We start from the raw sequence: 11,732 nt of genomic DNA, 5'->3' as shown, positions 1-11,732 counted from the left end.
TACGCCGCGCCCGATTCTTGCATTACACTGGCCGGCGTACATTCCTTAACCAAACAATGAGATCACCGTGCTCAAAGCACTCAAGAAAATGTTCGGCAAAAGCGAGGCTGAGCCGCTCGCGCCTGTTCCCAGTGCTCCTGTCCCAATGCCCGGCAACCGCAATGACGGTAATCAGCCCGACCGGACCGCGCGTGCCGCCTCGCCGAAAAAACCACCGGTGACAGCGCCGGAACAGGCAAAACCGGCACAGGCCGCGCCTGTTACCCAGCCAAAGGCACCGCGTCGCGAGCCTGCACCCAAACCGCCCGTGGCCGCGTGGAAGCTCGAAGACTTCGCCGTCGAGCCGCTGGAAGGCAAAACCCGCTTCCATGACTTCAAACTGGCCCCGGAACTGATGCACGCCATCCAGGACCTCGGCTTCCCCTACTGCACGCCGATTCAGGCGCAAGTGCTGGGCTTTACGCTGGCAGGCAAAGACGCCATCGGCCGCGCGCAAACCGGCACCGGCAAGACCGCCGCGTTCCTGATTTCGATCATCACCCAACTGCTGCAAACCCCGCCGCCCAAAGAACGCTACATGGGTGAGCCGCGCGCGCTGATCATCGCCCCGACCCGCGAGCTGGTGGTGCAGATCGCCAAGGACGCCGCCGACCTGACCAAGTACACCGGCCTCAACGTCATGACGTTCGTCGGCGGCATGGACTTCGACAAGCAGCTCAAGCACCTTGAAGCCCGCCATTGCGACATCCTGGTGGCAACGCCTGGCCGTCTGCTCGACTTCAACCAGCGTGGCGACGTGCACCTGGACATGGTCGAAGTGATGGTGCTGGACGAAGCCGACCGCATGCTCGACATGGGTTTCATCCCGCAAGTGCGTCAGATCATTCGCCAGACCCCGCCGAAAGACGAGCGCCAGACGCTGCTGTTCTCCGCGACCTTTACCGAAGACGTGATGAACCTCGCCAAGCAATGGACCACCGACCCGTCCATCGTCGAGATCGAAGCGCTGAACGTCGCCAGTGAAAACGTCGAACAGCACATCTACGCGGTGGCCGGCGCCGACAAGTACAAGCTGCTCTACAATCTGATCACCGACAACGGCTGGGAACGCGTGATGGTTTTTGCCAACCGCAAGGACGAAGTGCGCCGCATTGAAGAACGCCTGGTGCGTGATGGCGTCAACGCCGCGCAGTTGTCCGGCGACGTGCCGCAGCACAAACGCATCAAGACGCTGGAAGGCTTTCGCGAAGGCAAGATTCGCGTGCTGGTCGCCACTGACGTGGCTGGCCGTGGTATTCACATCGACGGCATCAGCCACGTGATCAACTTCACCCTGCCGGAAGTGCCGGATGACTACGTGCATCGCATCGGCCGCACCGGGCGTGCAGGCGCTGCGGGTGTGTCGATCAGCTTTGCCGGCGAAGATGACTCGTATCAGTTGCCGTCTATCGAGACGCTGCTGGGGCGCAAGATCAGCTGTGAAACGCCGTCGACGCATTTGTTGCGAGCGGTAGAGCGCAAACGCCCTTAAAGGCTGAAATGCGGTTACAAAATGTGGGAGCGGGCTTGCTCGCGAATGCGGTCTGTCAGTTAAAGATGTACTGACTGTTACACCGCATTCGCGAGCAAGCCCGCTCCCACATTTGGATCTCCATACACCTTTAGTCAGGTGTTTACTTCCAGCGGTCTGCCGCAGCGTGATCGCTGCCTCGCCCTTCAACCCAATGCGGGCCTTCTGGGGTGTTTTCTTTCTTCCAGAAAGGCGCGCGGGTCTTCAAGTAGTCCATCACAAACGCGCAGGCATCAAACGCGGCCTGGCGATGCGCGCTGGCGGCGGCGACGAAGACGATGGGCTCGCCCGGCTCCAGCGCGCCGATACGGTGCAGCACGTTCAGCTTGAGCAGCGGCCAGCGTTGCCCGGCTTCCACGGCAATTTTGGCCAGGGCTTTTTCGGTCATGCCGGGGTAGTGTTCAAGGAACATCCCCGACACCTCGTGGCCGTCATTGAAGTCGCGCACGTAACCGACAAAACTCACCACCGCGCCCACGCCAACATTGGCTGCGTGCATGGCATTCAGCTCGGCACCGGGATCAAACGCCTCGGCCTGCACCCGAATCGCCATGGTCAGCCTCCGGTCACAGGCGGGAAAAACGCCACTTCATCACCGGCTTGCAACGGCTCGTCGAGGCCGCACAACTCCTGGTTGCGCGCACACATCAGGCTCGTCTCGTTGAGCACTTCAAAGCCCGGGTCACCGGCCAGCGCCAGGCGCACCGCGTCGACTGTCGCGAAGTCGCCTTCGACTTCCAAAGAATCCAGGCCCACCGCTTCGGCGTAGCGCGCAAAAAACAATACGTTGATGCTCATGCTTGATCCGCCTTGAAGTGCCCACTTTTACCGCCGAGTTTTTCCAGCAGGCGAATACTTTCGATAGTCATGCCACGGTCCACCGCCTTGCACATGTCGTAGATCGTCAGCGCCGCGACGCTGGCGGCGGTCAAGGCCTCCATCTCCACACCGGTTTGGCCGCTGAGTTTGCAGCGCGCCAGGATATGCACCGCATCGACGCCCTCGGCGCGCAGCTCAACCTTGACCCCGGTGAGCATCAGCGGGTGGCACAGGGGGATCAGATCACTGGTTTTTTTAGCGGCCTGAATCCCGGCAATACGCGCCACGGCAAACACGTCGCCCTTGGGATGGGCGCCGTCGACAATCATTTTCAGGGTGTCGGGCAGCATGCGCACCCGCGCTTCGGCCACGGCCTCACGGAACGTCACGCCTTTGTCGGTGACGTCGACCATATGGGCGCGACCTTGGGAATCGAGATGAGTCAGCACGGGGCCTCCTTGAGGCAGCAAAAAAGCTACAAGCCGCAAGCGGTCAGTGAACAACCCACTGAACCCACTTGCAGCTTGTAGCTTAAAGCTTGCTGCTTAGAGATGCGACTCGGCGTATTCAGCCAGAATCGAACGAGGAACCCCTTGCAGCGCAATGTGCACGCCGTTCGGGAAGTCTTTGAAGCGTTCCGTCAGGTACGTAAGCCCGGAGCTGGTCGCGGACAGGTAAGGGGTGTCGATTTGCGCCAGGTTGCCCAGGCACACCACTTTGGAACCGGCACCCGCACGCGTGATGATGGTTTTCATCTGGTGCGGTGTCAGGTTCTGGCATTCATCAATCAAAATCAGGCTTTGCTGGAAGCTGCGACCGCGGATGTAGTTGAGGGATTTAAACTGCAACGGCACTTTGCTGAGGATGTAATCGACGCTGCCATGGGTGTTTTCGTCATCCATGTGCAAGGCTTCGAGGTTGTCGGTGATCGCCCCCAGCCACGGCTCCATTTTTTCCGCTTCGGTGCCGGGCAGAAAACCGATTTCCTGGTCCAGGCCCTGCACGCTGCGGGTAGCGATGATGCGCCGATAGCGCTTGGTCACCATCGTCTGCTCAATGGCGGCCGCCAGCGCGAGGATGGTTTTCCCCGAACCTGCAGCGCCCGTCAGGTTGACCAAGTGGATGTCCGGGTCGAGCAGCGCATACAGCGCCAGGCTCTGGTAGATGTCACGCGGTTTCAGGCCCCAGGCTTCCTGATGCAACAGGGGTTCCTGGTGCAGATCAAGAATCAGCAGCTTGTCGACTTGAATCTCTTTGATCCAGCCGACAAAACCCTGTTCGTCGATGATGAATTCATTGATGTGCACAGAAGGCAGGTTGTCGATCAACTGCACCTGATGCCAGGTGCGGCCGTGGTCCTGACGGGTTTCAACCTTGCTCACAAGGTCCCAGAACGAGCCGGTCACCGTGTGATAACCACGCGAAAGCATCGACACGTCGTCGACCAGTTGGTCGGTACTGTAGTCCTCGGCAGCGATCCCACACGCTCGTGCCTTGAGGCGCATATTGATGTCTTTGGTCACCAGCACGAGGCGCAAGTCCTTGTCGCGTGCGTGCAGGTCGATCAATTGGTTGATGATTTTGTTGTCGTTCAGATTCTCCGGCAGCAGGCTGTTGGGCTCGCTGCGCTTGTTCATCAGAATCGACAGCAAGCCCTTCGGCCCGCTTTTACCGCGCTGGATCGGCACACCCACTTCAACGTCATCGGGCGAGGCTTCGCCCAGCGTCTTGTCGATCAAGCGGATGGCCTGACGGCATTCGGCGGCAACGCTGTGGTGCCCGCTTTTGAGTTTGTCGAGCTCCTCAAGCACGATCATCGGGATGGCGACGTGGTGTTCTTCGAAATTGAGCAGTGCGTTTGGATCGTGAATCAATACGTTGGTATCAAGCACATAAAGGATTGGCTGGTCGGAAGAAGGGTTACGTCCATGATCATCCATACTCGGTCACCTTTGTGGGAGCCAGTCGACGCAATACCACAACAGTGCTGCGCCTCGATTCAACCACCGACAGCACCTGAGTGACGTCAAGTGCTGTGCCCACATGAGGAGTCTTGGAAGACGCCACCTGTGTTGCAGGTTTCGGCGGTCTGACTTCGTAATACCGCAAAAGGCATGACAGAAAAAAGCACTTTGACGTTTTTTTGAAGTTTATTTTTCAGGATGACGAATAGCACTAGCCGAGTGCCAGCCACGCCGTTAAAGTCGGAAGTCCGCCTGCATCGAAATGCCGCAAAAAATCACCGCTTGAACGCCTCATGTCCAGCAGGGCCGGGCACTTGAGCTTTTCAGCGAAACGCCTCCCGGCAGTCCTGCCAACCCAGCCCACTTTGCGCCGTTGCCTGCAATAACATCGGCAACGCTACCCGCGCCCTGTCTTGGGTGTCGTGAAACACAATCACGCCTTTGCGCCACAGCAACATCAAGGTCAGCACTCGCTCCTGCGCCTCATCGGCCTTGAGTTTGCCCGGTTCGTCCTGGGAGTCGATGTCCCACAACGCCACCTGCAAACCCTGGGCTTGAAAGAACCCCTGGCTGTCGGCGCGACGCTGGCCGTAAGGCGGGCGAAACAGCGGCATGTAGTTTTCCGGCATCAGGTTCTGCGCCAACGATGCGCTGCGGGTGATCGAGCTTTGCCAGTCGACCCAATGGCTGTGCGAACGGTATTGCCAGCCCTGTATGCCCACGCACTGGCCCTGATACAGCGCCTGAACATCCGCGGCAGAACTGCGCTCGACGCGGGTTTGCAGGCTACTGCCGAGCACAAAAAAGGTGGCGCTCATCTTTTGTTTGCGCAGGTAGTCGGTGAGCCAGTCGGTAGCGCCGCTCACGGGTGCCGGGCCGCCGTCGAAGGTCATCAGGAACATGCGGTCGTTGAATTCTTCGCCATTGCGTTCGTGGTCGCCAAAACGCGCGACTTCGCTGCTGATCTGCGGGAACAGCGCGGCTTTGCGCAGCAGCTCGTCCAGGTAACGCTCATGGAAGTTATGGCTGGGGCCAGCCCAGCCTATATAAAAGGAGTCGTCACTGAGCGCGAACTTGCCAGCCTGCTCACGCAGGTCATCCATGCTTTCGACCAGGTAACAGAACGAGGCGTCTTCCTCACAGCTTTGCTGGGCGAACGTGTAGTTTTCCAGCAGGCGCTGCCAGAGCTGGCGGCGCAAATCGTCAATGGCGGCCAGGTTGATGATCTTCAGGCCCAGGCGTTGCTTGAGCGCAGCTTCGTCCTGGTTTTCGCTGGCGATCAGGCTGTGCGCGAACATCAGGATTTCGGCGCGTGAGGCGACGTCGAACAACGCCGGGCTGCTGAGTTTTTCGGGCCAGGTGCCACGGTCCAGGCTGGCCACATCCACCGGGGCGGCGTGTGCGGTCAGGCCTATCAGGCACGCGGACAATAAAAGCGCTATTCGCACACGGGGTCTCCCTCTCCAGAGTCACCGCCCATCATAGCGGATCATGCCTATCGCCATCATAGGTGGAGTCAAAACGCCCAACCCCCTAGAATCCTCCCACGATTAAAGGAGACGACTTCATGCTGATGGTGATTTCCCCCGCCAAGACCCTCGACTTCGAGACACCGCCGGTAACCCAGCGCTTTACCCAGCCGCAGTACCTGGACCATTCCCGGGAACTGATCGAGCAACTGCGCCAACTAAGCCCGGCGCACATCAGCGAACTGATGCACGTATCCGACAAAATCGGTGGCCTGAATGCCGCACGCTTCGGCAGTTGGACACCGGATTTCACCCCGGCCAACGCCAAACAAGCCCTGCTCGCCTTTAAAGGCGACGTTTACACCGGCCTGAATGCCGAGACTTTCAGCGACGCCGATTTCAACTACGCCCAGGACCACCTGCGCATGCTCTCGGGCCTCTACGGCCTGCTGCGCCCATTGGACCTGATGATGCCGTACCGGCTGGAGATGGGCACCAAACTCGCCAACGCGCGCGGCAAAGACCTCTACGCCTTCTGGGGCACGCGCATCAGCGAATGGCTTAACGAAGCACTCGCCGAACAAGGCGATGACCTGCTGCTGAACCTGGCGTCCAACGAGTACTTCTCGGCGGTCAAGCGCACGGCGCTGAACGCGCGAATCATCAACACCGAGTTCAAAGACCTGAAAAACGGCCAGTACAAGATCATCAGCTTCTACGCCAAAAAGGCGCGGGGCATGATGAGCCGCTTTGTGATTGAAGAACGCATCAACGACCCGGCCAGGCTCAAGCAGTTTGATGTGCAGGGCTATCGCTTCGATGCGCAGCAGTCCAAGCCGGACAACCTGGTGTTTTTGCGCGATCACGCACCGCAATAACGCCATACCCAGCCTATTGATCGTTCCCATACCCAGCTGTTCAGGCTGCTTGAGGTCAACTGTGGGAGGGGGCTTGCTCCCGATAGCGGTGGGGTCAGTCGAAGCATCTATGACTGAAACACCGCTATCGGGAGCAAGCCCCCTCCCACATTTTTATCCGCGTGCCTCCCTTCTGTCGTCATTTTTCTGACGCAAAAAAACCGTCCGTACGTCTTTATGAAAAAAATTTCATTCGACAATTTTCATTTTTTTTCGTAGTGGCACCGTTTTTTCAAAACAGTAGTGGCACAAAACCATCTCTTCGCATCAACTCCCTATAACTACGGGTTCAAGTAGCCGGTACTATCAATATAATACCAGTGCCATCTTTTCTAATATCTCAAGAAATTTCCGCAAACAGGATGAGTGGCCAGGAACTTCATCCTGAACCGCCGCTCATACCACCGGTAGCGAAATTCTCTGTTGCTGTAAGAGAAGGCTTACCTGAAGACCAGCGGAAGTAGCAAAGTTGCCACGGCTAAACTTTGACTCACAGGTCACCTGTCCATTGAATAGTTAAGAGCGGCGACAAGGATGATTTGCCACACACTATAAGGCCAAGGCCGAGCTTACCTGAATGTGTCAGTGGGACAACCCAAGGCATTGATAATCAAAGGCTTATAACCTTTATCAATACCCTGCGGCACTGGCGTCAGGCCCTTCTCCCATGAAGGCTGGCTGCATTCCAGGGCAAGCCCCAATTACAAGGCCACGTTGCGCACAACTTGAGTGCCATTGTTAGTCACTCGTTATTTAACCTGCCGTTTCGCAGTAAGTAGGCGTCTATTCGCCTAACTTTCGCGATAACAGTGACGTTTGCAAACATGAACTCCGGCCATCTAATTGGCATGATTAATATTGAGGTAAATGCGATGCGCATCAGCATATTTGGTTTGGGTTACGTTGGCGCAGTCTGTGCCGGTTGCCTGTCTGCACGGGGCCATGAAGTGGTCGGCGTGGACATCTCAAAGGATAAGATCGACCTGATCAATGCAGGCAAATCGCCCATCGTTGAACCGGGTTTGGGCGAACTGTTGAGCCAAGGTATCGAAACCGGTCGACTGCGTGGCACCACCAACTTCGCCGACGCGATCCGTGATACTGACCTGTCGATGATTTGCGTCGGTACGCCGAGCAAGAAAAACGGCGACCTGGAACTCGATTACATCGAAGCGGTGTGCCGCGAGATCGGTTTTGTGCTGCGTGACAAAACCACCCGCCACACCGTGGTAGTGCGCAGCACCGTGCTGCCCGGCACCGTGGCCAATGTGGTGATTCCGATCCTCGAAGACTGCTCCGGCAAAAAAGCCGGCGTCGACTTCGGCGTTGCGGTCAACCCGGAATTCCTGCGTGAATCCACCGCCATCGCCGACTACGACCTGCCGCCAATGACCGTCATCGGCGAGTTCGACAAAGCCTCCGGCGATGTCTTGCAGTCGCTGTACGAGGAACTCGACGCACCGATCATCCGCAAGGACATCGCGGTCGCCGAAATGATCAAGTACACCTGCAACGTGTGGCACGCCACCAAAGTCACCTTCGCCAACGAGATCGGCAACATCGCCAAAGCGGTCGGCGTCGATGGTCGCGAAGTGATGGAAGTGGTCTGCCAGGACAAAACCCTCAACCTGTCCCAGTACTACATGCGCCCAGGCTTTGCGTTCGGCGGCTCGTGCCTGCCAAAAGACGTGCGTGCCCTGACCTACCGCGCAGGTTCGCTGGACGTGGAAGCGCCGCTGCTCAACTCGCTGATGCGCAGCAACGAGTCGCAAGTACAGAACGCCTTCGACATCGTCGAAAGCCACGACAAACGCAAAGTCGCGCTGCTGGGCTTGAGCTTCAAGGCCGGCACCGATGACCTGCGCGAAAGCCCATTGGTCGAGCTGGCGGAAATGCTCATCGGCAAGGGTTACGACCTGAGCATCTACGACAGCAACGTCGAATATGCCCGCGTGCACGGCGCGAACAAAGACTACATCGAAGGCAAGATCCCGCACGTGTCGTCCCTGCTCAACTCGGACTTCGACGCCGTGATCAACAACTCCGACGTGATCATCCTTGGCAACCGCGACGAGAAATTCCGTGCCCTGGCGCATAACGCACCGCACGGCAAGCAAGTGGTCGACCTGGTGGGCTTCATGTCCAAGGCCACCAGCGTGACTGGCCGCACCGAAGGCATTTGCTGGTAACGGAAGAGCAGCGGCAAGTTTCGAGCTGCAAGCTGCGAGTAAAAGCACCGCCCATTGCAGCTTGCGGCTTGCGGCTTGTAACTAGCCGCTTTCACCACCTTCGGATGACGCTCATGTCCAAGTTAAAACACCTACTTTTACAGTCGGCAGGCTGGCTATTGTTTTTGAGCCTGCTGATGGGACTCGCCTTGCTGTTGCCGGCGAGTACGTTCGACGCCGAGTCGAAGAATTTTATCTTCCTGATTGGCGCCGTGGGTATCTGGCGCTACTCGATGGGTGCTACGCACTTCTTTCGCGGCATGCTGTTCCTGTACGTGGTCTACCCCCACTTGCGGCGCAAAGTGCGCAAGCTGGGCAAGGCCGCCGACCCCTCGCATGTGTTCCTGATGGTCACCAGCTTCAGGATTGATGCGTTGACCACCGCGCAGGTCTACAGCTCGGTGATTCGCGAAGCCATCGAATGCGGCTTCCCCACCACCGTGGTCTGCTCGCTGGTGGAAATGTCCGATGAGCTGCTGGTGAAGAGCTTGTGGGAACGCATGAACCCGCCGGAACACGTGAAGCTCGACTTCGTGCGTATCGCCGGCACCGGCAAGCGCGATGGCCTGGCTTTCGGTTTCCGTGCCATCTCCCGCCACCTGCCGGATGACCGCGCGGTGGTTGCGGTGATCGACGGCGATACCGTGCTCGCCGAAGGCGTGGTGCGCAAAACCGTGCCGTGGTTCCAGCTGTTCGGCAATGTCGGCGGCCTGACCACCAACGAGTTCTGCGAAGTGCGCGGCGGCTACATCATGAGCGAATGGCACAAGCTGCGCTTCGCCCAACGCCACATCAACATGTGCTCCATGGCCTTGTCCAAACGCGTGCTGACCATGACCGGGCGCATGTCGGTGTTCCGTGCCAGCGTGGTCACCGACCCGGGTTTTATCGCCGACGTGGAAAGCGACTCGCTGCAACACTGGCGCCTGGGCCGCTTCAAGTTTTTGACCGGCGATGACAAGTCCAGCTGGTTCAGCTTGATGCGCCTCGGCTACGACACTTTCTACGTGCCGGACGCCGCGATCAACACTGTGGAACACCCGCCGGAAAAGAGCTTTATCAAGGCCAGCCGCAAACTGATGTTTCGCTGGTACGGCAACAACCTGCGCCAGAACTCCCGCGCCCTCGGCCTGGGTGTTCGCCGCCTCGGTGTGTTCACCAGCATCGTGCTGTTCGACCAGCGCGTGTCGATGTGGACCTCGCTGCTCGGCCTGACCGTGGCGATCATCGCCACCTTCAAATACGGCGGCGCCTTCATCCTCGCGTACCTGCTGTGGATCGGCATCACCCGCCTGATTCTGACCCTGTTGCTGTCGTGTTCCGGCCACACGATCGGCCCGGCGTACCCGGTGATTCTGTATTACAACCAGATCATGGGCGCACTGGTGAAAATCTACGTGTTCTTCCGCCTTGATCAACAGTCCTGGACCCGCCAGGACACCAAACTGACCCGCGATTTGGCCAGCTTTCAACGTTGGTTCAACACCTGGTCGTCTCGGACCATGACCTTCTCCGCCGGCAGCATTTTTGTTGCCGTGTTGCTGATGATGGTCTGACCTGCCAAGCCTGAATTAACTTAAGGAATGCCCTGATGAACAGCCAAGTAAACGCCAACGTAGTCCACGAATCCGAAGCCCAGCGCCAACATGCGCGGGTCAAAATCCCCGCCAAGTTGCGCTTTTTCGGCAATGACGGCAAAGCGACCGAAGCGCGGGTCATCGACCTCTCCGCCGGCGGCCTGGCGTTCACCGCCACCCAGCCGTTGACCGTGGGTGAAGTGCACAAGGGCCGCCTGCAATTCGTCATCGATAACCTCGGCCTGGCGATGGACGTAGAGCTGCAAATTCGCTCCTACAACCGCCAGGACGGCCGCACCGGCTGCCAGTTCCAGAACCTCGAACAGCAAGACATCTCGACCCTGCGCCACTTGATCACCTCGCACTTGTCGGGTGACATCGTGTCGATGGGCGACGTGCTCGCCACCCTGCAACGTGACAACTTCACCAAGGCGCGCAAGGTCAAGGATGGCGGCAGCGGCATGACCGCGTTCGGGCGCCTGCGCGCCGTGACCTTCAGCCTGGCGATCTTTTTGGTGGGCCTGGCGGCGTTCGGTTTCGTGTTCAAATCGGTGTACGGCATGTACTTCGTCAGCCACGCCCAGGCGGGCCTGGTCAGCGTACCCGGCATAAACGTGACCATGCCGCGCGACGGCACCGTGCAAAGCCTGCTCAAAGGTGACTCGGTAGCGGCCAAAGGCGCGCCACTCGCCACGTTCAGCACCAGCATGCTCGATGTGCTCAAGGGCCATCTGGACGAAGACCAACTGCAACCGGCCAAGGTTGAAGAACTGTTCGGCAAGCAAATGACCGGCACCCTGACCTCGCCGTGCGATTGCGTGGTCGCTCAACAATTGGTCGCCGACGGCCAGTACGCCAGCAAGGGCGATGCGATCTTCCAACTGGTGCCCCGCGGCAGCCAGGCCACGGTTGAAGCACGCTTCACCTATCGCCAGTTCGGCGACGTGCGCCCCGGCACGCAGGTTAACTTCCAGGTGGCCGACGAAGAACAGACCCGCACCGGCACCATCGTCAGCAGCACCAGCCTGAACAGCGCCGACTTGTCTTCCGACATCCGTGTGCAGATCAAGCCCGATGCGCCGCTGGACAGCACCTACGCCGGTCGCCCGGTAGAAGTCACCAGCGACCGTGGCCCGTCCCTGAACTGGCTGATCAACAAAGCCATGGCTCACGGTCTGTAAGCGAGGA

The 11,732-nt window shown here is 58.8% G+C and carries 10 protein-coding genes; 5 read left to right on the top strand and 5 right to left on the bottom strand.

Annotation, left to right across the window (positions count from 1 at the left end):
- Positions 1-61 precede the first annotated feature (61 nt).
- Positions 62-1,531, top strand: coding sequence for an ATP-dependent RNA helicase RhlB (gene rhlB, locus ACOZK9_RS10375; protein WP_058412002.1), 1,470 nt, complete (start codon positions 62-64; stop codon positions 1,529-1,531).
- Positions 1,532-1,673: 142 nt separating this feature from the next.
- Here the strand turns inward: rhlB and moaE are convergent, their stop codons facing one another.
- The 5 genes from moaE to ACOZK9_RS10350 form a co-directional block, all read right to left on the bottom strand.
- The gene (moaE, locus tag ACOZK9_RS10370; protein ID WP_152749908.1) at positions 1,674-2,123 is read right to left on the bottom strand and encodes a molybdopterin synthase catalytic subunit MoaE; all 450 of its coding nucleotides are present in this window, start codon (positions 2,121-2,123) and stop codon (positions 1,674-1,676) included.
- 2 nt (positions 2,124-2,125) lie between these two features.
- Entirely contained in the window at positions 2,126-2,368 is a 243-nt protein-coding gene (gene moaD, locus ACOZK9_RS10365) for a molybdopterin converting factor subunit 1 (protein WP_058412004.1), read from the bottom strand.
- Complete coding sequence (gene moaC, locus ACOZK9_RS10360; RefSeq protein WP_421555785.1) at positions 2,365-2,838, bottom strand: cyclic pyranopterin monophosphate synthase MoaC; 474 nt, start codon at positions 2,836-2,838, stop codon at positions 2,365-2,367. The genes moaD and moaC overlap by 4 nt, the downstream gene beginning before the upstream one ends.
- A 96-nt stretch (positions 2,839-2,934) precedes the next feature.
- Positions 2,935-4,329: a PhoH family protein gene (locus tag ACOZK9_RS10355; RefSeq protein ID WP_058412006.1), complete on the bottom strand. Its 1,395-nt coding sequence runs from the start codon at positions 4,327-4,329 to the stop codon at positions 2,935-2,937.
- 347 nt (positions 4,330-4,676) lie between these two features.
- Positions 4,677-5,801, bottom strand: a complete 1,125-nt coding sequence (locus ACOZK9_RS10350) for a polysaccharide deacetylase family protein (protein ID WP_122250906.1) — start codon at positions 5,799-5,801, stop codon at positions 4,677-4,679.
- A gap of 119 nt (positions 5,802-5,920) precedes the next feature.
- Between ACOZK9_RS10350 and yaaA the strand changes: the two genes are divergently transcribed.
- The 4 genes from yaaA to ACOZK9_RS10330 all read left to right on the top strand — a co-directional run bounded on the left by yaaA (position 5,921) and on the right by ACOZK9_RS10330 (position 11,725).
- Positions 5,921-6,700, top strand: coding sequence for a peroxide stress protein YaaA (gene yaaA, locus ACOZK9_RS10345; protein WP_058412008.1), 780 nt, complete (start codon positions 5,921-5,923; stop codon positions 6,698-6,700).
- Positions 6,701-7,611: 911 nt separating this feature from the next.
- Positions 7,612-8,928 (top strand): nucleotide sugar dehydrogenase, encoded by a 1,317-nt coding sequence (locus ACOZK9_RS10340; protein WP_058412009.1) that lies wholly within the window; start codon positions 7,612-7,614, stop codon positions 8,926-8,928.
- 113 nt (positions 8,929-9,041) lie between these two features.
- Positions 9,042-10,523, top strand: coding sequence for a mannuronan synthase (gene alg8, locus ACOZK9_RS10335; protein WP_058412010.1), 1,482 nt, complete (start codon positions 9,042-9,044; stop codon positions 10,521-10,523).
- Positions 10,524-10,558: 35 nt separating this feature from the next.
- Complete coding sequence (locus ACOZK9_RS10330) at positions 10,559-11,725, top strand: alginate biosynthesis protein Alg44 (RefSeq protein WP_058412011.1); 1,167 nt, start codon at positions 10,559-10,561, stop codon at positions 11,723-11,725.
- Positions 11,726-11,732: the final 7 nt, after the last annotated feature.

Origin of the sequence: Pseudomonas kitaguniensis, assembly GCF_049199985.1 — a bacterium.
GTDB lineage: Bacteria > Pseudomonadota > Gammaproteobacteria > Pseudomonadales > Pseudomonadaceae > Aquipseudomonas > Aquipseudomonas kitaguniensis.
This window is presented reverse-complemented; position numbering and strand designations above follow the sequence as displayed.